The organism is Streptomyces sp. NPDC053665 (assembly GCF_055585285.1).
On the sequence record NZ_JBVJKK010000005.1, the window covers coordinates 421,935 to 448,377 of the forward strand.

Below are 26,443 nucleotides of genomic sequence, written 5' to 3' on the forward strand. Positions count from 1 at the left end.
GTCGTCGGGGGGTCACGGGGCGAGGACGGAACCGAGGCCGGCGTAGCCCTTCAGGCCGGCACCGGTGGCCGTGATGCCCTGGGCGCCGCTGGTGGTCAGGCCGGAGGCCGAGCCGCGCAGCGTCCACAGGCCGCCCGTGTCGTTCTCGCCGCTGACGCCGACGGCCAGGTCCGCCTTGCCGTCCTTGGTCACGTCGGTGAGGCCGAGCGACGAGCCGAAGCGGTCCCCGGCCTCGGCGGTTCCGGGCACACCGGCGGTGTTCTGCGTGTACGACTTCACGCCGGTGGCCGTCCTCAGGCCGGAGGCGGAACCGAACAGCACGGTGACCGAACCCGCGTCCCGCGCCGTGCCGACGTCCTCGCCGGGGGCGGAGACCACGACGTCGGCGTAGCCGTCGCCGTTGATGTCGCCGGTGCTCACCGCCGAGCCGAAGGCATCGTCGGCCTCGCCCGCGCCGGGCACCCCCGCCGTGTCCTGGTGGACGACGGTCGGCTGCTGCGCCGGGTCGGGGCCGTTCGGGCCGCCGTACCAGACGGTGATCCGGCCGCCCTGGTGGCCGCCGGGCGTGAGGTCGGACGCGTCGCCGAGGACGAGGTCGCCGAAGCCGTCGCGGTTGATGTCGCCGATCGCACCGGCGTAGCCGTCCGCGTGCGTCAGCTCGGCCATCTCGTACGTCATGCCGGTCCAGCGGAACCAGTTGATCTGGCCGCCGGTGTCGCCGTCCACGTTGAACGGGTAGACGCGCTCGGCCGTCCCGTCGCCGGTGAGGTCGCCCGCGATCACCTCGAAGGTGGTGCCGACCTCGCCGACGCGGACGTTGCTCACCGGGCCCGAGGTGCGTGTGAAGGGGCCGTTGTAGAGGCGGGTGTGGCTCTGGCCGGTGAGGGTGACGTCCGTGTCGCCGTCGCCGTCGAAGTCACCGGTGGCGATGCCCCGGGAGAAGTTGCCGTACTCCGCGAGGGTGCTCGGCTGCGGCAGGCTCTTGCCGCTGGTCAGGCCGGACTTGCCGCCCCACAGGACGGTGCCGGAGCCGACGCCGTCGCGGTCGCCGACGCTCTCGTTGGAGGCGCCGACCACGAGGTCGGAGTAGCCGTCCCGGTCCAGGTCGCCGGCGGCGAGCGCGGAGCCGAACAGGTCGCCCGCCTCGGCCGTGCCGGGTACGCCCGCGGAGTTCTGGGTGATGACGGCCTTGCGGGCGGCCGAGACGCCGGACGACGAGCCGTAGAGCACGACGACGGCACCCGCGCAGGAGGCCGAGCCGACGTCGGCGCACGGGGCGCCGGCCGCGAAGTCCCGGTACCCGTCGCCGTTGAAGTCCCCGGAGAGCCGGGAGGGGGCGGCCGAGGCGGGGCCGGCGGTGGTGAGGAGGCCGGTGGTGAGGGCGGCGGCCAGCAGGAGGGTGCGCTTGCGCAAGGGAGTGCTCCGGTGAGGAGGGGACCGGACCTGGGCGGCCCGGCCCCCGAGGGGTGGAAAGGACGGCTCGGGCGCGGGCTCAGTCGCCGAAGTTCGCGCCGAACTCGGGGTAGCCGCTGGTGGAGATGCCCGTGGCGGCGGGACCGATCGCGCGGGACCCGGTGGCGGTGATCTTCGTGCCGGTGGACGGCAGGTAGAGGACCGAGCCGTCGCCGGCGTTCTCGAAGGTGCCGGCGAGCAGGTCGGCGCGGCCGTCGCCGTTGACGTCGTCGAGCTTGACGTCGGCGCCGAGCATGTCGCCCTTCTCGTCCGAGCCGGGGACGCCCGCGGTGCTCTGGGCGAACGACTGCGCGCCGGACGCCGTGTCGATGCCGGAGCCGGAGCCGTACAGCACGACCAGCTGCCCGGCGTCGGTGACGGAGCCGATGTTCTCGCCCGCGACACCGATGACCAGGTCCTGCTTGCCGTCGCCGTTGACGTCGCCCAGGTCCAGCTCGTAGCCGAAGTAGTCGTTCTTCTCCGAACTGCCGGGCACGTTACCCGTGTTCTGGGTGATGCCGGTGGTCGAGCCGACACCGTCCGCGGCGCCGTAGGTGATCCACACCTTGCCGCCGTCGGCGGCGCCGGGGAACTCCACGCCGTCGTCCGCCTTGTTCCAGTACATGCCGCTGACGATGTCGCCGAAGCCGTCCCCGTCGATGTCGCCGATGCCGGTGACGGGACCGGCCTTCAGCTGCCGGGCCCCGGCGGCGGACAGGCCCGTGCTCGTGCCCATCAGCAGGTAGTTGGCGTTCCAGTAGCGGCCGGTCTCCGTCTCGAAGCCGTCGACGACGAGGTCGGTGCGGTGGTCGCCGTTGACGTCGCCGGCGGTGAGGTTGATCGCCCCGCCCCCCGTGTCCACGGGCGCCTTCACCGAGGCGCGGCCCTTGACGGCGGTGCCGGTGGGGCTGATGCCGCCCTTGAGCACGTAGACGACGTTGGAGGTCGTGCCGACGGCCAGGTCCGCCTTGCCGTCGCCGTCGAAGTCGCCGGCGGCGAGCTTCCTGCCCCAGCGGTCGTGCTTGGTGGGGGCCGCGTCCGCGATGGTGACGCCCTTGCCGGTGATGCCCTGCGCCGAGCCCCACAGGACCGCGACGGTGCCGCCGTCCTTGTCGCTGCCGACGTCCTCCATGGGGGCGGAGACGGCGAGGTCGTCGTAGCCGTCGCCGTTGAAGTCGGCGTAGGCGCTGTCGGTGCCGAACCCGTCGCCCGCCTCGGCGGTGCCCGGGGTGCCGGCGGTGTCCTGGCTGAGCACGGACCGCTTCGCGGAGGTCACGCCGCTCTTCGTGCCGTACAGGACGACGAACTGACCGGCGTCCTTCCTGCCGCCCACGTACGCGCCGACGGCGGAGAACGCCACGTCGCCGATGCCGTCGTGGTTGAAGTCGGCCTGCGGGGTGTGCGTCGCGTCGGCGGCGGCCGCCGTGCCGGCGGTGGCCGTCAGCAGGGTGCCGGTCAGCGCCGCGGCGGCGGCCGTCGCGAGGGCGAGGCGCAGGCGCGGCTGCAGGCCGAGGCGCGGGGAGGGGTGCGGGCGCCCGGCGGGGCGCTCGTGCTGGTGCATGCGAGGTCTCCTGCTGCATGCGGGGGATGTCTGGCCGACATCCGCAGTCGATGGGGGGCCGGTGCCGTCCGGTTCGCCGGGAGTTGTCCGGGCGTTCACGGGCGGTCGGCGATCAAGAGACCTGCGCGGAGGCGTAAGGGTTGTACGTGAGTTCGGTTGATTTTCGAACCCGACGGGTGCGAGGCCGGCCGGCCCGGCCCGAACGCCGACACCCCCTGCCCGGTGACCCGGGCAGGGGGTGTCCGACGTGAGGTGGGCCGGGGTTACTTCACCGGCTCCGGCGTCGGCGTGTCCGCGGAGTCCGACGTGCCCGCCGGCGGCTCGCCGTCGTCGCCGGAGTCGTCCGGGCCGTCCTCGGCGGTCTCCGCCGGGACCGGCGTCTTCACCGAGTCCAGCAGCAGCTGGGCGACGTCGACGACCGTGATCGACTCCTTCGCCTTGCCGTCGTTCTTCTTGCCGTTGACCGAGTCGGTCAGCATGACCAGGCAGAACGGGCAGGCCGTCGAGACGATGTCGGGATTGACCGACAGGGCCTCGTCCACGCGCTCGTTGTTGATGCGCTTGCCGATGCGCTCTTCCATCCACATCCGCGCACCGCCCGCGCCGCAGCAGAAGCCCCGCTCCTTGTGGCGGTGCATCTCCTCGTTGCGCACGCCCGGGACGGCGGCGATGATCTCGCGCGGCGGCGTGTAGATCTTGTTGTGGCGGCCCAGGTAGCACGGGTCGTGGTACGTGATGATGCCCTCGACCGGCGTCACCGGGATGAGCTTGCCCTCGTCCACCAGGTGCTGGAGCAGCTGCGTGTGGTGGATGACCTCGTAGTCGCCGCCGAGCTGCGGGTACTCGTTGCCGATGGTGTTCAGGCAGTGCGGGCAGGTCGCGACGATCTTCTTGGCCGACCTGGGCTTCGCCGACTCGGGGACGACCTTGCCCTCGTCGTCCATCTCCTCGCCGAACGCCATGTTCAGCGCCATGACGTTCTCCATGCCGAGCTCCTGGAACAGGGGCTCGTTGCCCAGGCGGCGGGCGGAGTCACCGGTGCACTTCTCGTCGCCGCCCATGATCGCGAACTTGACGCCCGCGATGTGCAGCAGCTCCGCGAAGGCCTTCGTGGTCTTCTTGGCGCGGTCCTCCAGGGCGCCGGCGCAGCCGACCCAGTACAGGTACTCGACCTCGGTCAGGTCCTCGATGTCCTTGCCGACGACCGGGACCTCGAAGTCGACCTCCTTGAGCCACTCCAGGCGCTGCTTCTTCGCCAGGCCCCAGGGGTTGCCCTTCTTCTCCAGGTTCTTGAGCATCGTGCCCGCCTCGGACGGGAACGCCGACTCGATCATCACCTGGTAGCGGCGCATGTCGACGATGTGGTCGACGTGCTCGATGTCCACCGGGCACTGCTCGACGCAGGCACCGCAGGTGGTGCAGGACCACAGGACGTCCGGGTCGATGACGCCGTTGTCCTCCAGCGTGCCGATCAGAGGACGCTCGGCCTCGGCCAGGGCGGCCGCGGGCACACCGGCCAGCTGCTCCTCGGACGCCTTCTCCTCGCCCTCCATCGTCTTGCCGCCGCCGGCCAGCAGGTAGGGCGCCTTGGCGTGCGCGTGGTCGCGCAGCGACATGATCAGCAGCTTGGGGGAGAGGGGCTTGCCCGTGTTCCAGGCCGGGCACTGCGACTGGCAGCGGCCGCACTCGGTGCAGGTGGAGAAGTCCAGCAGGCCCTTCCAGGAGAACTGCTCGACCTGCGAGACGCCGAAGACGTCGTCGTCACCCGGGTCGGCGAAGTCGATCGGCTTGCCGCCCGAGGTCATGGGCTGCAGCGCGCCGAGGGCCGTGCCGCCGCTCGCCTCGCGCTTGAACCAGATGTTCGGGAAGGCCAGAAAGCGGTGCCAGGCCACGCCCATGTTGGTGTTGAGCGACACCACGATCATCCAGACGAACGAGGTGCCGATCTTGATCATGGCGACCAGGTAGACCAGGTTCTGCAGCGCCGTGACCGACAGGCCCTTGAAGGCGAGGACCAGGGGGTACGAGGCGAAGTAGGAGGCCTCGTAGTGGTCGACGTGGTGGAGCGCGCCCTCCAGGCCCCGCAGGACGTAGATCGCCAGGCCGATGGTGAGGATGACGTACTCGACGAAGTAGGCCTGGCCGGCCTTCGAGCCCGCGAAGCGGGACTTGCGGCCGGGCCGGTTCGGCAGGTTGGCCAGGCGGATCGCGATGAGCACCGCGATGCCCAGGACCGTCATCACGCCGATGAACTCGATGTAGAGCTCGAACGGCAGGAACGTGCCGATGACCGGGAGCACCCAGTCGGCCTGGAACAGCTGGCCGAAGGCCTGGGCCAGGGTCGGCGGCAGCGTCAGGAAGCCGATCGCGACGAACCAGTGCGCGACGCCGACGATGCCCCACCGGTTCATCCGCGTGTGGCCGAGGAACTCCTTCACCAGCGTGACGCTGCGCTGGTAGGGGTTGTCGGTCCGGGTGCCGGCCGGGACCGGCTGGCCCAGCTTGAAGTACCGGACGAACTGGCCGATCGCGCGTGCGAGCAGCGCGACGCCGACCACGGTCAGAACCAGCGACACGATGATCGCGGCGAGTTGCATGGGGGCTCCTCGGGCCTGCGAGGGGTTTCGTCGGGGTGACCTGTCGTTCTTCAGGCCTACCCGAAATTACTAAGCGGTAACTTATGCAGTCCGTCTGAGACTACCCCTATCTTCCGCCGCACTGTAGCCGGGTGGGCAGTGATCTGAATCGCTGAGGGTCGCCTCAGAAGCGGTGCGGAATCCGGTCCCGTTCCCCTCGTGTTATTCGTACCGAATTGTCATAGTGACGCCTAACTTATATCCGTGCTCTACGGGATCGTCGCCGCCGCCACCGCCCTGCTGCTCACCGCGCTGCTCGCGGCCGCCCTGCGGGTGCCCGCCCGGCGGCTGCGCCTGTGCGATCGGCGGTCCCGGCGCGAGGTGCCGCTGTCCGGCGGGGTGGCCGTCGTCGCGGTCACCGGGGCGGTGGTGGCGGTGAAGGACTGGTCGTCGGCCCCGAGCGGCGCGGGCGGGCTGCTCGCCGCCGGCGGCGCGGTCGCGCTCCTCGGGCTCGCCGACGACGTCTGGCGGCTGCGGCGCCGCGTGCTGGCCGGCGGTACGGCGGTCGCGGCCCTCTGCGTCGCGCCGTACGCGGAGGCGGGCGTGGCGACGGGACTGCTCGGCGCGCTGTGGGTCGTCGGGGTGACGCTGGGCTTCCGGGGGCTCGATCACGCCGACGGGCTGGCCGGGGCCGTCGGGGTGGTCGCCGCCTTCGGGGCGGCCGCCTGCGCCGCCGTCGACGTCATGGACGGCATCGCCGGGCTGCTGAGCGTGCTGGCCGCCGCGCTGACCGGGTTCCTGCTGCACAACTGGCACCCGGCGCGCGCGGGGCTCGGCAGCTGCGGGTCCATGGCGGCCGGGTTCGTGATCGCCGCCGGTGCCGTGCAGGTCCGGGCCGGGTTCGGGCTGCTGGAGAGCGCCGGGGTGCTGTTCGCGCTGAGTGCCCTCGCGGGCGCCGACGTCGTCCTCGTGCTGCTGTCGCGGCGGCTGGCCGGGCGGCCCCCGGGGCGCAGCGGGCCGGACCACCTCGCCCACCGGCTGCGGCGGCTCGGGCTGACCGTGCCGGGCGTCACCCTGCTGCTCGGCGCCCTCGCGTTGTGCGGGGTGCTCGCCGGGGTACTGGTCCATGCCGGGTGGGTCGGGGCGGATGCCCTGTGGTGGGTGGCGGGAGCGGCCCTCCTGGTCGCGTTCGCTCTTTCGCGTGTCCCTGTGTACGCCGCTCGACGCAGCGTATCGCCGCAGGTCGGAGCGCCATTGCGCGTAAGGAACGGATAAGAGTTGAGCCCGCTCGACTCAGCTCTGTTGACCGGTCGCGAACCGTCGTGCACACTTGAGTCCGTTGCACTCAAGTCAGCTGGAGGAACCAACCATGGCACGTGCGGTCGGCATCGACCTGGGCACGACTAACTCCGTCGTCAGCGTTCTGGAGGGCGGCGAGCCCACCGTCATCACCAACGCCGAGGGCGCCAGGACCACGCCGTCCGTCGTCGCCTTCGCCAAGAACGGTGAGGTGCTCGTCGGCGAGGTCGCCAAGCGCCAGGCGGTCACGAACGTGGACCGGACCATCCGGTCCGTCAAGCGCCACATGGGCACCGACTGGAAGATCGAGCTCGACGGCAAGCCCTTCAACCCGCAGCAGATCAGCGCCTTCGTGCTGCAGAAGCTGAAGCGGGACGCCGAGGCGTACCTGGGCGAGAAGGTGACCGACGCGGTCATCACCGTCCCGGCGTACTTCAACGACTCCGAGCGCCAGGCGACGAAGGAGGCCGGCGAGATCGCCGGTCTGAACGTCCTGCGCATCGTCAACGAGCCCACCGCGGCCGCCCTGGCGTACGGCCTCGACAAGGACGACCAGACCATCCTGGTCTTCGACCTCGGTGGCGGTACGTTCGACGTCTCGCTGCTGGAGATCGGCGACGGCGTCGTCGAGGTGAAGGCCACCAACGGTGACAACCACCTCGGTGGTGACGACTGGGACCAGCGCGTCGTCGACTACCTCGTCCAGCAGTTCCAGTCCGGCCACGGCGTGGACCTGGGCAAGGACAAGATGGCCCTGCAGCGTCTGCGCGAGGCCGCCGAGAAGGCGAAGATCGAGCTGTCCTCGTCCACCGAGACCTCGATCAACCTGCCCTACATCACCGCCTCCGCCGAGGGCCCCCTGCACCTCGACGAGAAGCTGACCCGCGCCCAGTTCCAGCAGCTGACCGCGGACCTCCTGGAGCGCTGCAAGACGCCGTTCCACAACGTCATCAAGGACGCCGGCATCTCCATCAGCGAGATCGACCACGTCGTCCTGGTCGGCGGCTCGACCCGCATGCCCGCCGTCGCCGAGCTCGTCAAGGAGCTGACCGGCGGCAAGGACGCCAACAAGGGCGTCAACCCGGACGAGGTCGTCGCCATCGGCGCCGCCCTCCAGGCCGGTGTCCTCAAGGGCGAGGTCAAGGACGTCCTGCTCCTCGACGTCACCCCGCTGTCCCTCGGCATCGAGACCAAGGGCGGCATCATGACCAAGCTCATCGAGCGGAACACGACGATCCCGACCAAGCGGTCCGAGATCTTCACCACCGCCGAGGACAACCAGCCGTCCGTGCAGATCCAGGTCTACCAGGGCGAGCGCGAGATCGCGGCGTACAACAAGAAGCTCGGGATGTTCGAGCTGACCGGTCTGCCGCCGGCGCCCCGCGGCGTCCCGCAGATCGAGGTCTCCTTCGACATCGACGCCAACGGCATCATGCACGTGACCGCGAAGGACCTGGGCACGGGCAAGGAGCAGAAGATGACCGTCACCGGCGGCTCCTCGCTGCCGAAGGACGAGGTCGACCGCATGCGCCAGGAGGCCGAGCAGTACGCGGAGGAGGACCACAAGCGCCGCGAGGCCGCCGAGACCCGCAACCAGGGCGAGCAGCTCGTCTACCAGACCGAGAAGTTCCTCAAGGACAACGAGGACAAGGTCCCGGGCGAGATCAGGACCGAGGTCGAGGAGGCCGTCGCCGAGCTGAAGGAGAAGCTCAAGGGCGAGGACTCCGCCGAGATCCGCACCGCCACCGAGAAGGTCGCGGCCGTCTCGCAGAAGCTCGGCCAGGCCATGTACGCGGACGCCAACGCCGCCCAGGCCGCCGGCGGTCCCGCCGGTGACGCCGGTGCCGCCGGTGGCGCCAAGGCCGACGACGACGTCGTCGACGCCGAGATCGTCGACGAGGACCGCAAGGACGGTGCCGCGTGACGGAGGAGACCCCGGGCTTCGACGAGCAGCAGCCCGACGTCCCTTCCGGCGCGACCTCCGACGACGCCGAGCCGAAGGCCGCCTCCCCCTCCGCGGAGGAGGGGGCGGCCCCGGCCGGGGACACGGGCCAGGACGTGGCCCTGGTGGCCCAGCTGGACCAGGCCCGCTCCGCGCTCACCGAGCGCACGGCGGATCTCCAGCGCCTCCAGGCCGAGTTCCAGAACTACCGCCGCCGGGTCGAGCGCGACCGGATCGCGGTCAAGGAGATCGCCATCGCGAACCTCCTGACCGAGCTCCTGCCCGTGCTCGACGACATCGGCCGCGCGCGCGAACACGGCGAGCTGGTGGGCGGCTTCAAGTCCGTCGCCGAGTCGCTGGAGAGCACCGCGGCGAAGATGGGCCTGCAGCAGTTCGGCAAGGAGGGCGAGCCCTTCGACCCGACGATCCACGAAGCCCTGATGCACAGCTACGCCCCGGACGTCACCGAGACGACCTGCGTGGCGATCCTGCAGCCCGGGTACCGGATCGGCGAGCGCACCATCCGCCCCGCGCGGGTGGCCGTGGCCGAGCCCCAGCCGGGCGCGCAGACGGTCAAGGCGGAGGAGTCCGCCGACGCCGACGACAAGGAGAGCGGTGGCCCGGACGAGGGCTGACGTCACGTACGAAGGGAAGGAGGGGCGTCGGGGATGAGCACCAAGGACTTCATCGAGAAGGACTACTACAAGGTCCTCGGCGTCCCCAAGGACGCCACCGAGGCCGAGATCAAGAAGGCGTACCGGAAGCTCGCCCGCGAGTTCCACCCGGACGCCAACAAGGGGAACGTCAAGGCGGAGGAGCGCTTCAAGGAGATCTCCGAGGCCAACGACATCCTCGGCGACCCCAAGAAGCGCAAGGAGTACGACGAGGCACGCGCCCTCTGCGGCAACGGCGGGTTCCGCCCGGGGCCGGGCGCGGGCGGCGGCTCCTTCAACTTCGACCTGGGCGACCTCTTCGGGGGCGCCCAGGGCGGGCAGGGCGCCGGCGGGTTCGGCGGCGGACTCGGTGACGTCTTCGGGGGCCTGTTCAACCGCGGCGGCGCCGGCCCGGGCACGCGGACGCAGCCCAGGCGCGGCCAGGACATCGAGTCCGAGGTGACCCTCACCTTCACGGAGGCGATCGAGGGCGCGACCGTCCCGCTGCGGATGTCCTCGCAGTCGCCCTGCAAGGCCTGTTCGGGCACCGGCGACAAGAACGGCACACCGCGCGTGTGCCCGACCTGCGTCGGCACCGGGCAGGTCGCCCGGGGCAGCGGCGGCGGGTTCTCCCTCACCGACCCCTGCCCCGACTGCAAGGGCCGCGGCCTGATCGCCGAGACCCCCTGCGACGTCTGCAAGGGCAGCGGCCGGGCCAAGTCCTCGCGGACGATGCAGGTGCGCATCCCCGCGGGCGTCAGCGACGGCCAGCGGATCCGGCTGCGCGGCAAGGGCGCGCCGGGCGAGCGCGGTGGTCCGGCGGGCGACCTGTACGTGGTCGTGCACGTCGACTCCCACCCGGTGTTCGGCCGCAAGGACGACAACCTCACCGTCACCGTCCCGGTCACCTTCACCGAGGCGGCCCTCGGCGGCGAGGTCCGGGTGCCGACGCTGGGTGGCCCGCCCGTCACGCTCAAGCTGCCCCCCGGCACGCCGAACGGCCGTACGATGCGCGCCCGGGGCAAGGGCGCGGTCCGCAAGGACGGCACCCGCGGCGACCTCCTGGTCACCGTCGAGGTGAGTGTCCCGAAGGACCTGACGGGGAAGGCTCGTGACGCGCTCGAGGCGTATCGCGAGGCGACCGCGGACGAGGATCCGCGGGCGGAGCTGTTCCAGGCCGCGAAGGGAGCATGAGGCAGATGGACGGTCGTCGACGCAACCCGTATGAACTGACCGAGGAGACCCCGGTCTACGTCATCTCGGTGGCGGCCCAGCTGTCCGGCCTGCACCCGCAGACCCTGCGCCAGTACGACCGGCTCGGCCTGGTCTCCCCGGACCGTACGGCCGGCCGGGGCCGGCGCTACTCGGCCCGCGACATCCAACTGCTCCGGCAGGTGCAGCAGTTGTCGCAGGACGAGGGCATCAACCTGGCCGGAATCAAGCGCATCATCGAACTGGAGAACCAGGTCGCCGCGCTCCAGGCCCGGGTCGCCGAGATGCAGGACGCGCTCGACGGCGCGGCGGCGGCCATGCGCCAGCGCGAGGCGGCGGTGCACGCCTCCTACCGCCGTGACCTGGTGCCGTACCAGGAGGTGCAGCAGACCAGCGCCCTGGTGGTGTGGCGGCCGAAGCGGCAGCAGCAGACCGACTGAGGCGGCCGCGCCCGCGAAAGCACCGCGGAGGGACCGGGAGTTGACTCCCGGTCCCTTTCGCGCGTCTTGAGACGGTTTCGCCCCGCCTCCTGTCGATGACCGTGTGGTGCAGAGCACTTGGAGATGATTCCGCAGAGTCTTCACAACTGCTGCGGAGCGTGGTGTTGCCATCTCGTTAAGTGGTTCCGCTTGACGCTGGGGGCGCGTCGGCGTTGGCTTTTCAGTCACATGGGCCACAAAGCTGTGCCCACGTCCGAATCACACGCGAAGTGAGCTTCCCGATGCGTCGTATCGCCATATCCGTGGCAGCCGCCACGATGTCCGTCACGCTGGCCGGTTGCGGCGTGCTCAACGCGAGCGGGAGCAGTGACGACGCGAGCCCGGCCAAGGGCGACGACATCACCGTGGGCCTGCTGCTGCCGGAGAAGGCGAACACCCGGTACGAGAACTTCGACTACCCCATCATCAAGCGCAAGGTCGAGTCCCTCACCAACGACAAGGGCCGCGTCGAGTACGCGAACGCCGAGGCCAGCGCGGACAAGCAGGCCGGCCAGCTGCAGCAGATGATCGACGACCGGGTCGACGTGATCCTGTTGGACGCGGTGGACTCGCATGCCATCGCGAGTGGCGTGAAGAAGGCCAAGGAGGCCGGCATTCCGGTCATCGCCTACGACCGGCTGGCCGAGGGCCCGATCGACGCGTACATCTCCTTCGACAACGAACTCGTGGGCGAGGTGCAGGGGCGCACCCTGCTGGAGGCCATCGGCGAGGACGTGAGCGTGTCCGACAAGATCGTGATGATGAACGGCTCGCCGACGGACCCGAACGCCAAGCAGTTCAAGGCCGGTGCCCTGTCCGAGCTGAACGGCAAGGTCACGATCGCGAAGTCCTACGACACCACGGACTGGAAGCCGGAGAACGCCCAGGCGAACATGGCCCGGGCCATCGCCGCCATCGGCAAGGGCAACATCGCGGCCGTCTACTCGGCCAACGACGGCATGGCCGGCGGCATCGTCAACGCCCTGGAGGCCGCGGGCGTGACCAAGCTGCCGCCCATCACCGGGCAGGACGCGGAACTGGCCGCGGTGCAGCGGATCGTCTCCGGCGAGCAGTACATGAGCGTGTACAAGTCGTACCCGCAGGAGGCCGAGAACGCCGCGGAGATGGCGGTCGCGAAGGTCCAGGGCCGGGACATCCAGTTCGCCGCCCTCACCCGCGACCGGGTCGACAGCCCCACGGACAAGGGCATCCCGGCCCAGCTCGTGCCGGTGGTCGCGCTCACCAAGGAGAACATCCAGGACACGGTCGTCGCCGACGACATCTACAAGCTGTCCGACATCTGCACGGCGAAGTACAAGGCGGACTGCGCGGCGGCGGGCCTGAAGTAGGCGGGGGCCCGGCACCTCCGGGCGGCTCTCCTCCCTTCGCTGCTCGTCCTCGGCGCACGCCACCACCCCCCTCCGTAAGGTTTCCGGCGGCTCTGCCCGGCACGCACCCGTGCCCCGTGGGGTCGCCGCCGACCGCCGTCCCCGGCGTTGAAGCAGGCCGTCAACGGGCATGCGGATACCGGATTCAAACGGGTGGAAACGAATCGCCGCCGGGACGGAGCCGTGTTGCGGACCACCGTCCGGCCGCGCATAGTTGCCGCTGCGGCGAGACGCGAAACCGGGGGTGGGATGGGCGATGGCCGGGCACGGGGCGGAGCAGCATCCACATGGTGCCGACCGACTGTGCGAGGCCGGGGATCGCGTGTATTCCCGGGCCGTACGGCGCGGCCGGGTGCCGCGCCGGGACGCGGAACCGGTGCCCTGCCTGCTGGAACTCGCCCTGCTGCACCCCGACCCGGACGACATGGACTGGCTGGTGCCGACCTCCCCGCAGGAGGTCATGACCCGGCTGCTGCGCGGGATGTACGACGAGGTCAGCGCGAACCAGCGGCGGGTGGGCTCGGCCGTGGCCGCCGTGGAGTGGTACGCCGGACTCGGCCGCCAGGTCCGGCCCGCCCCGTCGGCAGGTGAGGGTTCGGCGATCCGGGTCCTCGACGGACTCGCCCGTATCCAGGCCGCGATGGACGAGGCCACCGAGGCCTGCACGACCGAGGTGCTCACCGTCCAGCCCGGCGGCATCCGCCGCGAGGCGGAGCTCTCCGAGGGCCTGCACCGGGCGCTGGCGCTGCGCGGCAGGGGCGTGCGGATGCGGGACCTCTACACGCACGTCGCCCGGCACGGCCAGGGCCTGCTGACGTATCTGGAGATCATGGGCGACGCCGTGGAGGCGCGCACGCTGGACGAGGTCATCGACCGGCTGATCCTGTTCGACCGGACGGTGGCGTTCGTCCCCGCCAACAGCGACCGCACGATGGCCCTGGAACTGCGGCACCCCGCGCTCGTGGCCTACCTCGTGACGGTCTTCGAGCGGCTCTGGCGCCTGGCGATCCCGCTGACCGCGCCGCTGCCCGACACGGGCATCGAGGGCATCTCGCACCGGGAGCAGTCCATCGCGGCGCTGCTGGCGGAGGGGCACCAGGACGCGGTCATCGCGGAGCGGCTGGGCATCAGCGTGCGGACGTGCCGGGCGCACATCGCGCGCCTGTCGGAGACGCTGGGGGCCGCCAGCCGTACGCAGCTGGGCGTGCGCATCGCCCAGGCGGGCCTGGACGGGCCGCGGGCGGGCGCCTCGCCGACGCTCAGTGCCCCTGGTCGAGGATCCCGGACCGCCCGATGAGATAGCCGAGCTGGGCCCTGCTCCCGCTCCCCAGGGCCGCGGCGAGCTTGGCGATGTGGACCCGGGCGGTACGGACGTTCATCCCGAGCCGCTCGGCGATCACGGCGTCGGTGTGCCCCTCCACGAGCAGCGCGGCGATGGCGTGCTGCCGGGCGGAGACATCGCCGGGGGAGGGCTCGGGGGCGGCTTGCGGGTGCATGGGTGTCGCGAGTCGCCAAAAGCGGTCGAACGTGGTCGTGAAGTGGCTTATGAGGGCCGGGTGGCGGACTTCCAGGGCGAGGCCCGCGTCCTTGTCGGCGGGGATGAAGGCGACCGAGCCGTCCACGACGATGAGGCGGTCGGTGACCTCGTCCAGCGTGCGGGCCTCGACGTCCCCGCGCAGTCGCTCGTAGCGGGCCAGGGCGATGGGCACATGACGGATCGTGTGCGGGTAGAGCGTGCGGATGCGGCCGCCTCGGTCCAGCAGGGCCTGGTCACGGGCGAGAGCGACGGGGTGGGCCGCCTGCCCGCGCTGATCGCTGTAGTGCGTGTTGGGCTGGATGCAGAGCAGTTCCTCCGTCGCGTCGGCCATGGCCTCGGTGATGGCCCGGTTGATGCGCTCCGGGCCGCTGAGGAGGGTCAGCGAGGGAGTCTCACCCGTACCGGCGGCGGTGTCGATCCGCATCAGCGGCTGGAACAGCTCGGCGAGCCGCTCCTCGCGCAGGCGCTCCCGGGCTATCCGGTGCGCGGAGATTCGCAGCAGGCGGTGCAGCGCGACAGCCGGTGCGGCGGGCTCCAGCCGGCTCGGATCGTCGGCCGCCGGGTGCAGCAGACCGAAGTCGATCAGACACGGAGCCGTGAGCGCTTCTCCGGCGGGGACGCGACCCTCGCGCAGGGCACGTGCGTACAACTCCGTTCCCGCTGCGCACAACTCGTCGTCGTCATGTGGCCGGTGGGCCGATGGGGTCAACCGCCGAGTCCTTCCTCGTCCTGGTTCAGGATGCCGGACTGGGCGATCAGGTAACCGAGTTGGGCACGGCTGCCGCTGCCGAGGGCGGACGCCAGCTTGGCGATGTGGGCCCGGCAGGTGCGCACGTTCATGCCGAGCCGCCGTGCGATGGCCTCGTCGACGTGTCCTTCGACGAGGAGCTTGGCGATGGAGTACTGGATCTCCGTGATGCCGTCGCGGGAGGTCCCGTACGGTGTGCCGGTGCTGAGCGGTACCGACCGGTCCCACAGGTACTCGAAGAGCTTGATGAGGTAGCGGACCAGGCCGGGGTGGCGCAGTTCCAGGGCGACCTGCTGGTCGTCGCGGGCGGGGATGAAGGCGACGGACTCGTCGCAGATGATCAGGCGCTCGACGAGTTCGTCGATGGTCCGGTACTCGGCCTTGCCGTTGGAGAGCTGGGCGGCGTAGGCCAGTTGCTCGGGGTTGTAGCGCGCGGTGTGCTGGTACAGGGTGCGGATGCGCACACCACGTTCGATCAGCGGCCGGTCGCGCTCCAGGCCGAGCAGGAGGCTGCGCTCCGACATCCGGTCGGTGGGCTGGACGGTCAGCATTTCGGTCTGGCACTGCAAAGTGGCCATGTTGAGCGCCGCGTTGATTCGTTCGCCGCCTTCCAGGACAGTGATGGAGTCACTGGTGGCGGTCAGCTGGGTACCCAGGGCCATGAACGGCTCGAAGGTCTCGGTCAGGCCGGTCGCCAGCCGCCGGCGGTCGGCTATCTCCTGCTCCAGCGGGTTGAGCTGCCGTGACAGGGCGACGGCGGGCGGGACCGGCCGCAGCCAGCCCGGGTCGTCCGGGTCGGGGTGGAGCAGGGCGAACTCGATCAGGCACGGAGCCGGTGCCACGTCCTCGCGTGCGATGCGTCCGGCGCGCAGTGCGGTGGCATACAGACGGCCGCCCTCGTCGCACCAGTGAGTCATCGCATGGGGATGTGTCTCCTTAGTCCGATTTGATGTCAAATCTCCACCCCCCAGGGTCCTGAACATGCAGGAACATGATGCATCGATTGTGTGGCCATGACGTGCCCGAATGAGCCATCGTCGTACTCGACGGGGGAAAAGGGGACCTTCAAGTGAGGACGAAGCCGACTATGCGTAACAGAATGCTTCGCTCGGTGCTTGTCGTTGCCTTCTCCGCCGTTGCAGCCCTCGGCGCGCTGAGTGGCTTCTCCGATGTGAAGGACGATGCCCGGGCCAACAGCAGCTGGCCGTCCGTCGCCGTGAACAGTGCTCACGGAGCCGAGAACAGCAGCTGGCCGAGTCCCGGGTCCGACGGAGCCGGGGGCTGATCGTGACCACTCCACCCGACGACCGCTCCTTCCGTCGTGAGATGGCCACCGCCTACCGCTCCGGCTGGCACTTCATCGACCTGGTCACCGCCATCCCCCACAGCGGTGACTCCCTGATGGTGACCGTGTTCGGAGAGCCGGTCGTCGTCACGCGGGACGAGGACGGCGACGTACGGGCCTACCGGTGCCTGCGGCGGCCCCGGGGGGCGCCGCAGCCCGTCCGGTGCGCCGTACGGTACGGAATGATCTTTGTGAACCTGGACCAGCGGGACCATCAGCAGGTGGAGGCCGACTCCCCTGTCCCGCGGACCATCTCTGCCACCCCCCGCAGTGCCTGACGCGATTCCCCCGTCGTAACAGATCGCTCAGGTGCTTCCCCCCGCAGCGGCGTCACCGTGACCTGAACACGGTGACGCCGCTGCAGTTTTCCGGGACATGTCCGGGTATCGCCGCCGCCGGGCCGCCTCGCGCGGTGGCCGGATCCGGCCGGTGCCGGCCCGGGGGCGTCCTCGTGGCTCAACCCCGCCCCATCGCCCGCGTCAGCCGGATCTCGATGACCACCCGGGCCGGATTGGGCGACGGCGTCCTGCCGTAGCGCTCCGCGTACCGCCGCTCCGCCTCCGCGACCCGCTCCGGTTCCCGGCGCACGACGGCCCGGCCCTCCAGCGTCGCCCAGCGGCGGCCCTCGAACTGGCAGACCGCGACGGCCGCGCCCTCCTCGCCCGCGGCCAGCACGTTGCGCACCTTCCTGCTCGCCCCGTTGGCGATCACCCGAGCCAGACGGGCCTCGGGATCGTATGTGACCCCGACGGGTACTACGTGCGGTGTGCCGTCCGGACGCGGAGTCGTCAGGGTGCACACGTGCCGTTCCCGCCAGAAGCCGAGGTACGAGGGGTCGGGCGCACCCGGATCGACGGAGTACTTGGTCGCCATGGACGGAACTTAGCGCTCCGACCCTCCCGGGATCGGCCTTGAGTGGAATAGACTCAACTTTGTGGACGTTGGCCCAGTCAGTACGGACTGCCCGAGGAGACGTCGCACACCGCTGCACGCAAGGAGGAGAACGCGAACGTGGACGCCGAGCTGACCAACCGGAGCCGGGACGCGATCAACGCTGCCAGCAACCGGGCCGTGACCGAGGGGCACCCCGACCTCACCCCCGCCCACCTGCTCCTCGCGCTGCTCCAGGGGCAGGACAATGAGAACATCACCGACCTGCTCACCGCGGTCGACGCCGACCAGGCGGCCGTGCGCGCCGGGGCCGAGCGCGTGCTCGCCGGGCTGCCCAGCGTCACCGGGTCGACCGTGGCGCCGCCCCAGCCCAACCGCGAGATGCTCGCCGTCGTCGCCGACGCGCAGTCCCGCGCCAAGGAGCTGGGCGACGAGTACCTGTCCACCGAGCACCTGCTCATCGGCATCGCCGCCAAGGGCGGCGCGGCCGGCGAGGTGCTCGCCCGCCAGGGCGCCGAGGCCCGGAAGCTGCAGGCCGCCTTCCAGAAGACACGAGGACAACGCCGCGTGACCACCGCCGACCCCGAGGGCCAGTACAAGGCCCTGGAGAAGTTCGGGACCGACTTCACCGCCGCCGCCCGCGAGGGCAAGCTCGACCCCGTCATCGGGCGGGACACCGAGATCCGGCGGGTCGTGCAGGTGCTGTCCCGGCGCACCAAGAACAACCCGGTGCTGATCGGTGAGCCCGGCGTCGGCAAGACCGCCGTCGTCGAAGGGCTCGCCCAGCGGATCGTCAAGGGCGACGTGCCCGAGTCGCTCAAGGACAAGCGGCTCGTCGCGCTCGACCTGGGCGCGATGGTCGCGGGCGCCAAGTACCGGGGCGAGTTCGAGGAGCGGCTGAAGACCGTGCTCGCGGAGATCAAGGACTCCGACGGGCAGATCATCACCTTCATCGACGAGCTGCACACCGTCGTGGGCGCCGGCGCCGGTGGCGACTCCGCCATGGACGCCGGGAACATGCTGAAGCCGATGCTCGCCCGCGGTGAGCTGCGCATGGTCGGCGCGACGACCCTGGACGAGTACCGCGAGCGGATCGAGAAGGACCCCGCCCTGGAGCGCCGCTTCCAGCAGGTGCTGGTCGCCGAGCCGACCGTCGAGGACTCCATCGCGATCCTGCGCGGACTGAAGGGCCGCTACGAGGCCCACCACAAGGTGCAGATCGCCGACAGCGCGCTGGTCGCCGCCGCCACCCTCTCCGACCGGTACATCACCTCCCGCTTCCTGCCCGACAAGGCCATCGACCTCGTCGACGAGGCGGCCTCGCGCCTGCGCATGGAGATCGACTCCTCGCCCGTCGAGATCGACGAGCTCCAGCGCGCCGTCGACCGGCTGAAGATGGAGGAGCTGGCGATCGGCAAGGAGACCGACGCCGCCTCCCGCGAGCGGCTGGAGAAGCTGCGCCGCGACCTCGCCGACAAGGAGGAGGAGCTGCGCGGCCTGACCGCCCGCTGGGAGAAGGAGAAGCAGTCCCTCAACCGCGTCGGCGAGCTGAAGGAGAAGCTCGACGAACTGCGCGGCCAGGCCGAGCGCGCCCAGCGCGACGGCGACTTCGACACCGCCAGCAAGCTGCTGTACGGGGAGATCCCGACCCTGGAGCGGGACCTGGAGGCCGCCTCCGAGGCCGAGGAGGAGGTCGCCAAGGACACCATGGTCAAGGAGGAGGTCGGCGCCGACGACATCGCCGACGTCGTCGCCTCCTGGACCGGCATCCCCGCCGGGCGGCTCCTGGAGGGCGAGACGCAGAAGCTGCTGCGCATGGAGGACGAGCTGGGCAAGCGGCTCATCGGCCAGACCGAGGCCGTGCGCGCGGTGTCCGACGCCGTACGCCGCTCCCGCGCCGGAATCGCCGACCCCGACCGTCCCACCGGCTCCTTCCTCTTCCTCGGCCCGACGGGCGTCGGCAAGACCGAACTCGCCAAGGCCCTCGCCGACTTCCTCTTCGACGACGAGCGGGCGATGGTCCGCATCGACATGTCGGAGTACAGCGAGAAGCACAGCGTGTCACGGCTGGTCGGCGCCCCGCCCGGGTACGTCGGCTACGAGGAGGGCGGCCAGCTCACCGAGGCCGTGCGCCGGCGGCCGTACTCCGTCGTCCTGTTGGACGAGGTGGAGAAGGCCCACCCCGAGGTCTTCGACATCCTGCTCCAGGTGCTCGACGACGGGCGCCTCACCGACGGGCAGGGCCGCACGGTCGACTTCCGCAACACCATCCTGGTGCTGACCTCCAACCTCGGCAGCCAGTTCCTGGTCGACCCGCTGACCAGCGAGACGGAGAAGAGGGAGCAGGTGCTGGAGGTGGTCCGGGCCTCCTTCAAGCCGGAGTTCCTCAACCGCCTGGACGACCTGGTCGTGTTCTCGGCGCTGACCAAGCCCGAGCTGGAGCGCATCGCCAAGCTCCAGATCGACCGCCTGGCCAAGCGCCTGGCCGAGCGGCGCCTCAGCCTCGACATCACGCCGGAGGCCCTGGCGTGGCTCGCCGAGGAGGGCCTGGACCCGGCGTACGGGGCCCGGCCGCTGCGGCGGCTGGTGCAGTCCGCCATCGGCGACCGGCTCGCCAAGGAGATCCTGTCCGGGGAGATCAAGGACGGCGACACCGTCCGGGTGGACCGGTTCGAGGACGGCCTCCTGGTGGGACCGGCCACCGGCGGCAAGACGCTCTAGGAACGGGCCCCGGGGCCGGACGTCACATCGTGAACGCCGAGAAGCGCACCAGCGCCGTCTCGGCGTTCTCGTTCTCCACACGCACCTGCACGACGTGCGCCCCGGCCGTGCCGGGCAGCCCGTTCTCCCGGGTCACGTCCAGGCAGAGGGCGCCGCACACGCCCCCGCCCGTGCGGGGCCGCGGCGCGTCCGGGTACGTCGCGCGCAGCCAGCCGCGCACGTCCGCGCGGGGCATGCGCAGCACCGCGCTGTAGGAGGTGTCGATGCCGCGCTGCACCGTGCAGTCGCGCACGGTCGCGCCCGGCGGGCGTTCGGCGGCCCCGAAGGCCAGGGCCTCGGCGCAGGGGACCCCGGCCGCGGCGCCGGTACGCCCGCCGTCCGTACGCCCGCCGTCCTCGTCGCCGGTGAACGCGAACAGGGCGATGCCCGCGACCAGGGCCCCCAGGACGATCACCGGCACCGCGAGGATCGGCAGGAGCAGCTCCCACCGGGTACGGCCTCGCTCCGGTGCCGCCATGACCACCGCCCCCTTCCTCCGCCACCCGGGAGGACGGTGCCGCGGGGGCGGAGGTTGTCCGGCCCCCGGCGGGTGACCGGATCGTGTCAGCCGAGGGCTGACAGGGCCTGTCGGGGCTTGCCACCCCCCTCCCCGCATGGGGGAGGATGGCGGGATCCGTACGAAGGGAAAATCACGGTGACCATCGACCCGTCCTCGATTCCGAACTTCGGGGGCCAGCCCGAGCCGCAGCCGCAAGGACCGGCGGGCCCCGTCGTCCCGGATCAGGACCTCGTGAAGCAGCTCCTCGACCAGATGGAGCTCAAGTACGTCGTCGACGACGAGGGAGACCTCGCGGCGCCGTGGGAGCAGTTCCGCACCTACTTCATGTTCCGTGGAGAGGGAGACCAGCAGGTCTTCTCCGTGCGGACCTTCTACGACCGGCCCCACGAGATCGAGGCCAAGCCGCAGATCCTGGAGTCCATCGACGACTGGAACCGCCGCACCCTGTGGCCCAAGGTCTACAGCCACACCCACGACGACGGCACGGTCCGCCTGATCGGCGAGGCCCAGATGCTGATCGGCATGGGCGTCAGCCTGGAGCACTTCGTCTCCTCGACGGTCAGCTGGGTCCGCGCCGCGATCGAGTTCGACAAGTGGCTCGTCGAGCAGCTCGGCCTGGAGCAGGAGATCGACGAGGCGGACAAGCCCGGGGACGACGAGCAGTAGTCCCGCAGGCGGCCTCTCACGGCGCGTCGGCACGCACGAACCGTGCGCGCCGCACGCGCCGTCTGCCGTGCAGCCGGCCGTCGTCACCCGGCCGACACCTCGTCGGCCCACCTGTTCGCCGGCGGTGCGGCAATGCGCCTGAGGATCTTCGGCACCGGCGGCGAGCCGGCCGCGCAAGCCGTCCGGACCGGCCTGCCGGCCGCACCGCCGGGCCCGGCGACGCGCCATTGTCCGTCGTATCCTGACCGCACACGGGAAGGAGCCGTCCATGAGCGTCGACGCGATCGTGCACACCGAGTTCCCCAAGGGGTACACGGTCCTGTTCGGGGCCGACGGAAAGGTGATCATGACCCCGCAGAGCGAAGAGCACTCCAGCACCATCAGGTCGATGCAGATCGACTCTCTCGCCCTCGGTCGTCACGCCAAGGTCACCTCTGACGTTTACATCGACTTCCCCGCCGACGAGAACTCCGCCCCCGACTTTGCGATCCTGCGAGAGGACGCACGCAAGGAAGGCAAGCGCTACAGCTTCGAGGACGTCCTGCTGATCTCGGAGGTCGTCTCGACGTCCTCCGCGCGCAAGGACTACGACGACTGCACCGCCAAGTACGGCCGCTACGGCATCCCGACCTACCTGGTCGTGGACCCCTACGCCCAGGAAGTCGTCCTCCACACCCAGCCGACCGGCACCGGTTACATCGCGGCGCACACCCACAAGTACGGCACGGGCAAGCTCCCCATCCCCCTGGCCGACGGCCGTACCTTCACTCTCGACCTCGACGAACTCCCGCGCCCTGAGCCCGACGCGGAAGCTCGCTGACCGCTGCTGTCACGCGCCCAGCGTCTTGAGCCGGGAGGCCGCCTCCTTCAGCACGCCCGTCTGCTTGCAGAAGGCGAAGCGGACGAACGGGGCGCCCTCCTCGCGGTGGTCGTAGAAGACCGCGTTCGGGATGGCGACGACCCCGGCGCGTTCCGGCAGGGCGCGGCAGAAGGCGAACCCGTCGCTCTCGCCGAGGGGCCGGACGTCGGTGGTGACGAAGTAGGTGCCCGACGGGCGGAAGACCCGGAAGCCGGCCTCCTCCAGTCCCGCGGCCAGCAGGTTCCGCTTGGCCTGCATGTCGGCGCGGAAGTCCGTGAAGTACGACTCGGGCAGCGACAGCGCCTCGGCGATCGCGTACTGGAGCGGCCCCGCCGAGACGTAGGTCAGGTACTGCTTCGCCGAGCGCACCGCCGTGACCAGGTCCGGGGCCGCCGTCACCCAGCCGACCTTCCAGCCGGTGAAGGAGTAGGTCTTGCCGCTGCTGGAGATGGTCACCGTGCGCTCGCGCATCCCGGGGAACGTCGCCAGCGGCACGTGCTCGGCGTCGTCGAAGACCAGGTGCTCGTAGACCTCGTCGGTCACCACCAGCAGGTCCCGCTCGACCGCCAGCTCGGCGATCGCGGCCAGCTCCGCGCGGGTGAGGACCGTGCCGGTCGGGTTGTGCGGCGTGTTGACCAGCAGCAGCCGGGTGCGGTCGGTGACGGCGTCGCGCAGCTCGTCCAGGTCGAGGCGGAAGCGGCCCCCCTCGACGTCGGCGCGCAGGGTGACCGGCACCCGGCGCCCGCCCGCCATCGCGATGCACGCCGCGTAGGAGTCGTAGTACGGCTCCAGGGCGACCACCTCGTCGCCCGGCTCCACCAGGGCCAGCAGGGCGGCCGCGATGGCCTCGGTGGCGCCCGCGGTGACCAGGACCTCGGTGTCCGGGTCGAGGGACAGACCGTAGCGGCGCTGCTGGTGGGCGGTGATCGCGGTGCGCAGCTCGGGGACGCCGGGGCCGGGCGGGTACTGGTTGCCGCGGCCGTCGCGCAGGGCCCGCACGGCCGCCTCCCGGATCTCCTCGGGGCCGTCGGTGTCGGGGAAGCCCTGGCCGAGGTTGATGGCCCCGGTGCTCAGGGCCAGGGCCGACATCTCGGCGAAGATCGTCGTCCCGAACTCGGCGAGCCGGCGGTTGAGGAGGGGGCGCGCGCTGGAGGTCATGCCGGCCATCCTGCGCCGAAGCTCTGGAGTTCCTCAACTCTGCTTTGGCGCGCGCGGCGGACGGGCATCTCCCGGTCACGCAAGAGCGAGGCGCCCACGGGGGGCCGCTTCGGGGGAAACGGAAGGAGGGTGACGCCATGTTCCTCGGCATCATCCTGGCGGTGATCGCGATCCTGTTCGTGGGGGCGCTGGTGTCGCTCGCCCGCCGGGGCGGCTCCCGCCGTCCGGCGACGGCGCGGACGGGCGGCAGGTCGTCCCGCGACAGCGGCAGCACGAGCTGGTGGGCGGGCGGGGGAGACTCCGGCACGTCCGGCGGTGGCGACAGCCACCACGGGGGAAGCTCCTGCGGCGGAGGCTCGTCCTGCGGAGGCGGGTCGTCCTGCGGCGGAGGCGGCGGCTGCGGCGGCGGAGGCAGCTGACCGAGCCGCGCCCTCCCCGCGGGAGGGCCACGGCCACCGCACGCGGGGCCCGCACCTGGGGCGGACCCCGCGCCGCCGCGCCCGGACGCCGCGCGGACGCGCACCGGCGGCGCACGCCTCGCGGGCTGTCGTTCCCCGTGCGGTGGATGCCTCGAACCTCTGGCCCCATGCGTCAGGGGTGAGCGCGCGGTCGCGTCCGGTCACAGGGTCGGCCTGGGACAGGGACGCGGGGCCCTCGTCGCCGCCTCGGCAACTACGGCTCGTGGCCGATGACTTCGGTCGGCCGCCGGTGCGTACGGGCGTCCGTCCCCGCCCGCCGCGTGCGCGGCCGCGCCGCGCACCGGCGCACGCCTCCGGTCCCTGCGCGCGCCGTTGTTGAACAGGTGAGCAAGGGAGCCCTCTGAGGGATGGAAACCCTCCGAACTTGGGTAAAAACGCTGTGACGAGGGCAGGGTTCATGATTCCCTCTGAATCAACCGACGCAGCCTCTCGGACGTTCTGCGGACACCTCCCAGTAACCGGCCGACCGCGCTGACCGGGCCGACATCCTCCGGTACGTCCGGGGCGCCACGGACCCAACTCCCCTCCTCGCTCTCCTTGTGTGCTTGCGGAGCCGATCGATGCTCACGACCCTGAACACCTCCTACACCGACACGCGCGCGGACGATCTCGCCTGGGCCCTGGGGCGCGAGCCGCTCCCGGCGCTGGCCACGCTCGACCTCGAACTGACGGGCATAAAACTCCAGTTGAGGCTGCTCGGCGCGTCGCACCAGGTCGTACTGGAGGAGCAGGGCGGCATCCGCTCGGAGACGGTGGCCTGCATCCCGGGCAGCAGCGCCCCGCTCCCGCTCGGCGTCGCCAAACGGGTGGGCGACTGGGAGTACGAGTTCGCGGCCCGGGTCGAGGTCCTCTCGCCCGGCTCCTTCGCGGGCCGGGCCCAGGAACTGCTCGACCTGGTCTCCGACCATCCGCACGGGCTGGCCGGAGTCTTCCCCGGCAGCCCGCACGCCTTCACCGCCCTGCTCGCCCAGCACCACGAGGGGCAGGTGCACTGGCGGACCTGGCACGCCTATCCGCAGGAGGGGCAGCTGGTGGCGACCCGGACCCGGGTGGGGGTGCGCAGCGGGACGGCCGTCCCCGTCCTGTGACACCCACGGCCGGGGAGTGCGGAAGGTGCCGGGCGGCCCGGAGGCCCTCGTACCGGCGGCCGGCCGTGCAAACCAGCACCACTCCTGTGGGTGACGAACCGTCGTCGGTGCGTGACGTAACGTCGCAGGGTGATCGAGCCGCACGCGCCCGCCCCGCCCGGTTCCCGGCCGCCCCGGAGCGACTCGGGCGGCCCGGTGGGCGGGCTTCCGCACGCGGCGGGCGGTCCGGCGGACCCGGTGCGGCTGCCCGTGCGCCCCGGCACCGGACGGTTCCTCGTCCTCGCGGGCGTGTTCGTCTGCGCGGCCTGCGGACTCGTGTACGAACTGGAACTGGTCGCCGTCGCCTCCTACTTGATGGGCGACTCCGTCACGCAGGCCTCCGTCGTGCTGTCCGTCATGGTCTTCGCGATGGGCCTCGGTTCCCTCGCCGCCAAGCGGCTGCGCGGGCTGGCCGCGGCCGGGTTCGGCGCCGTCGAGGCCCTCCTGGCCCTGGTCGGGGGCTCCAGCGCCATGGCGCTGTACGCGGTGTTCGCCTGGACCGGTGACGGGGGCGGCATGGAGGGCGACGGGTCGCGCGGGCTCCTGGTCGCCTTCTCCCTCGCCACCGGACTGCTCATCGGCGCCGAGATCCCGCTGCTGATGGAGCTGATCCAGCGCATCCGCCGCCAGGACCCGGGCGGCGCGGTCGCCGACCTGTTCGCCGCGGACTACGTCGGCGCCCTCGTCGGCGGACTGGCGTTCCCCTTCCTGCTGCTGCCCTGCCTCGGCCAGCTGACCGGCGCGCTCCTCACCGGTGCCGTCAACGCCGTGGTCGGCTGCGCCCTGGTGTGCGGCCTGTTCCGGCGGGACCTGAGCCGGCGCGCCCGCCGGCTGCTGCTGCTCGCCAACGTCCTCGTCCTCGCGCTCCTCGCCACCGCGGCCCTCCTCGCCGACGACTTCGAACGGGCCGCCCGGCACGCGGTGTACGGCACGGACGTACGGGTGGCCCTGCGCAGCGGCGTGCAGGAGATCGTCCTGGCCGGGGGCACCGGCGGGCGGCCCCTGCACCTCTTCCTCGACGGGCGGCTGCGGGCCGGCGGGCCCGACGGGCGGCGCCACCACGAGGCCCTGGTCCATCCGGCCATGGCCGGGCCGCACGCGCGCGTGCTCGTCCTCGGCGGCGGAGACGGCCTGGCGCTCCGCGAGGTGCTGCGTCACCGGGGGGTGGAGCGGATCGACGTCGTCGACGCCGACGCGGAGGTGGTCCGGCTCGCCCGCACCGACCCGGGCCTGTCCGCGCTGAACCGGCACGCCTTCGGCGACCGCCGCGTGCACGTGACGATCGACGACGCCTTCGGCCGGCTGCGCGCCATACCCCCGCAGGCGTACGACGTCATCGTCTGCGACCTGCCGGACCCGGACCTCACGCCCGGCACGAAGCTGTACTCGCAGGAGTTCTACGGCCTGGCACGGCGCGCCCTGGCCCCCGGTGGCCGGCTCGTCGTGCACGCCGGGGGTGTCACGGCCGGGCCGCGCGTCTTCTGGACCGTCGAGGCGTCCGTCCGCGCCGCCGGCCTGCGCACCGCCCCCTACGGCGTGAGCGCGCCCCGCCCCGGCCGGGCCGGGCGCCCCCGGGACCCGGGCGACCACGGTTTCGTCCTGGCCGCGCGGGCACAGCCGCGGCCGCGGATCGACCCGGCGGGGCCGCGGCCCGCGGTCCTGACACCGGCCGCGCTGCGGGCGGGGACCCGGCAGGTCCGCGCGACGCGGATCGGCGGCCTGCCGGCCTCCACCCTGCTGCACCCCCGGTACTGACGGGACGTGCGCGGCGGCCCCGCGGAGGAGGGGCGG

General features: G+C 71.5%; 22 protein-coding genes. 14 read left to right on the forward strand and 8 right to left on the reverse strand.

Annotated elements, in window-relative coordinates; genetic code table 11:
- Positions 1-12: 12 nt before the first annotated feature.
- From ACZ6ZN_RS22015 to ACZ6ZN_RS22025, 3 genes are all read right to left on the reverse strand, one after another.
- Complete coding sequence (locus tag ACZ6ZN_RS22015) at positions 13-1,413, reverse strand: FG-GAP-like repeat-containing protein (protein WP_469648632.1); 1,401 nt, start codon at positions 1,411-1,413, stop codon at positions 13-15.
- Between the two features lie 79 nt (positions 1,414-1,492).
- Complete coding sequence (locus ACZ6ZN_RS22020) at positions 1,493-3,013, reverse strand: VCBS repeat-containing protein (protein ID WP_469648634.1); 1,521 nt, start codon at positions 3,011-3,013, stop codon at positions 1,493-1,495.
- Positions 3,014-3,276: 263 nt separating this feature from the next.
- On the reverse strand, positions 3,277-5,610 hold the full coding sequence (locus ACZ6ZN_RS22025; protein ID WP_398109022.1) for a (Fe-S)-binding protein: 2,334 nt from the start codon (positions 5,608-5,610) through the stop codon (positions 3,277-3,279).
- Between the two features lie 243 nt (positions 5,611-5,853).
- On the opposite strand from ACZ6ZN_RS22025, the gene ACZ6ZN_RS22030 reads away from it, so the two are divergent.
- From ACZ6ZN_RS22030 to ACZ6ZN_RS22060, 7 genes are all read left to right on the forward strand, one after another.
- Positions 5,854-6,864 (forward strand): MraY family glycosyltransferase, encoded by a 1,011-nt coding sequence (locus ACZ6ZN_RS22030; RefSeq protein WP_469648637.1) that lies wholly within the window; start codon positions 5,854-5,856, stop codon positions 6,862-6,864.
- 94 nt (positions 6,865-6,958) lie between these two features.
- A complete protein-coding gene (gene dnaK, locus ACZ6ZN_RS22035) occupies positions 6,959-8,812 on the forward strand; it encodes a molecular chaperone DnaK (RefSeq protein ID WP_469648639.1) in 1,854 nt (617 codons plus the stop codon).
- Positions 8,809-9,465 carry a nucleotide exchange factor GrpE gene (grpE, locus tag ACZ6ZN_RS22040; protein ID WP_398109019.1) on the forward strand — a complete coding sequence of 219 codons (657 nt, stop codon included), beginning with the start codon at positions 8,809-8,811 and terminating at the stop codon, positions 9,463-9,465. Before dnaK ends, grpE begins: the two co-directional genes overlap by 4 nt.
- Before the next feature lie 33 nt (positions 9,466-9,498).
- Positions 9,499-10,677, forward strand: coding sequence for a molecular chaperone DnaJ (dnaJ, locus tag ACZ6ZN_RS22045; protein WP_469648642.1), 1,179 nt, complete (start codon positions 9,499-9,501; stop codon positions 10,675-10,677).
- Positions 10,678-10,682: 5 nt separating this feature from the next.
- Positions 10,683-11,135, forward strand: coding sequence for a heat shock protein transcriptional repressor HspR (locus ACZ6ZN_RS22050; protein WP_398109017.1), 453 nt, complete (start codon positions 10,683-10,685; stop codon positions 11,133-11,135).
- A gap of 281 nt (positions 11,136-11,416) precedes the next feature.
- Positions 11,417-12,523, forward strand: a complete 1,107-nt coding sequence (locus tag ACZ6ZN_RS22055) for a sugar ABC transporter substrate-binding protein (RefSeq protein WP_451875833.1) — start codon at positions 11,417-11,419, stop codon at positions 12,521-12,523.
- Positions 12,524-12,818: 295 nt separating this feature from the next.
- Positions 12,819-13,859, forward strand: coding sequence for a helix-turn-helix transcriptional regulator (locus tag ACZ6ZN_RS22060; RefSeq protein ID WP_398109015.1), 1,041 nt, complete (start codon positions 12,819-12,821; stop codon positions 13,857-13,859).
- Here ACZ6ZN_RS22060 and ACZ6ZN_RS22065 read toward each other — a convergent pair.
- Both ACZ6ZN_RS22065 and ACZ6ZN_RS22070 read right to left on the reverse strand, forming a co-directional pair.
- A complete protein-coding gene (locus ACZ6ZN_RS22065; protein ID WP_469648646.1) occupies positions 13,822-14,808 on the reverse strand; it encodes a helix-turn-helix transcriptional regulator in 987 nt (328 codons plus the stop codon). The genes ACZ6ZN_RS22060 and ACZ6ZN_RS22065 overlap by 38 nt on opposite strands.
- A complete protein-coding gene (locus tag ACZ6ZN_RS22070) occupies positions 14,805-15,764 on the reverse strand; it encodes a helix-turn-helix transcriptional regulator (protein WP_398109013.1) in 960 nt (319 codons plus the stop codon). Before ACZ6ZN_RS22070 ends, ACZ6ZN_RS22065 begins: the two co-directional genes overlap by 4 nt.
- 370 nt (positions 15,765-16,134) lie before the next feature.
- Between ACZ6ZN_RS22070 and ACZ6ZN_RS22075 the strand changes: the two genes are divergently transcribed.
- Entirely contained in the window at positions 16,135-16,470 is a 336-nt protein-coding gene (locus tag ACZ6ZN_RS22075; RefSeq protein WP_094054633.1) for a Rieske (2Fe-2S) protein, read from the forward strand.
- A 178-nt stretch (positions 16,471-16,648) separates the two neighbouring features.
- Here the strand turns inward: ACZ6ZN_RS22075 and ACZ6ZN_RS22080 are convergent, their stop codons facing one another.
- Positions 16,649-17,065 carry a pyridoxamine 5'-phosphate oxidase family protein gene (locus tag ACZ6ZN_RS22080; RefSeq protein ID WP_469648649.1) on the reverse strand — a complete coding sequence of 139 codons (417 nt, stop codon included), beginning with the start codon at positions 17,063-17,065 and terminating at the stop codon, positions 16,649-16,651.
- Between the two features lie 138 nt (positions 17,066-17,203).
- Between ACZ6ZN_RS22080 and clpB the strand changes: the two genes are divergently transcribed.
- Positions 17,204-19,804, forward strand: coding sequence for an ATP-dependent chaperone ClpB (clpB, locus tag ACZ6ZN_RS22085; RefSeq protein ID WP_451875830.1), 2,601 nt, complete (start codon positions 17,204-17,206; stop codon positions 19,802-19,804).
- Positions 19,805-19,826: 22 nt separating this feature from the next.
- Here the strand turns inward: clpB and ACZ6ZN_RS22090 are convergent, their stop codons facing one another.
- Entirely contained in the window at positions 19,827-20,321 is a 495-nt protein-coding gene (locus ACZ6ZN_RS22090; RefSeq protein WP_469648650.1) for a hypothetical protein, read from the reverse strand.
- A gap of 177 nt (positions 20,322-20,498) precedes the next feature.
- Here ACZ6ZN_RS22090 and ACZ6ZN_RS22095 point away from each other — a divergent pair, with 177 nt between their 5' ends.
- Entirely contained in the window at positions 20,499-21,029 is a 531-nt protein-coding gene (locus ACZ6ZN_RS22095; protein WP_398109009.1) for a YbjN domain-containing protein, read from the forward strand.
- 268 nt (positions 21,030-21,297) lie between these two features.
- Positions 21,298-21,849: a Uma2 family endonuclease gene (locus tag ACZ6ZN_RS22100; RefSeq protein ID WP_469648653.1), complete on the forward strand. Its 552-nt coding sequence runs from the start codon at positions 21,298-21,300 to the stop codon at positions 21,847-21,849.
- Between the two features lie 9 nt (positions 21,850-21,858).
- Here the strand turns inward: ACZ6ZN_RS22100 and ACZ6ZN_RS22105 are convergent, their stop codons facing one another.
- Positions 21,859-23,055 (reverse strand): pyridoxal phosphate-dependent aminotransferase, encoded by a 1,197-nt coding sequence (locus tag ACZ6ZN_RS22105; RefSeq protein WP_469648656.1) that lies wholly within the window; start codon positions 23,053-23,055, stop codon positions 21,859-21,861.
- Between the two features lie 128 nt (positions 23,056-23,183).
- Between ACZ6ZN_RS22105 and ACZ6ZN_RS22110 the strand changes: the two genes are divergently transcribed.
- From ACZ6ZN_RS22110 to ACZ6ZN_RS22120, 3 genes are all read left to right on the forward strand, one after another.
- Complete coding sequence (locus tag ACZ6ZN_RS22110; RefSeq protein WP_469648658.1) at positions 23,184-23,465, forward strand: hypothetical protein; 282 nt, start codon at positions 23,184-23,186, stop codon at positions 23,463-23,465.
- Between the two features lie 620 nt (positions 23,466-24,085).
- Entirely contained in the window at positions 24,086-24,613 is a 528-nt protein-coding gene (locus tag ACZ6ZN_RS22115) for a DUF2617 family protein (RefSeq protein ID WP_469648661.1), read from the forward strand.
- A 129-nt stretch (positions 24,614-24,742) separates the two neighbouring features.
- Positions 24,743-26,407, forward strand: a complete 1,665-nt coding sequence (locus ACZ6ZN_RS22120) for a polyamine aminopropyltransferase (RefSeq protein ID WP_469648662.1) — start codon at positions 24,743-24,745, stop codon at positions 26,405-26,407.
- Positions 26,408-26,443: the final 36 nt, after the last annotated feature.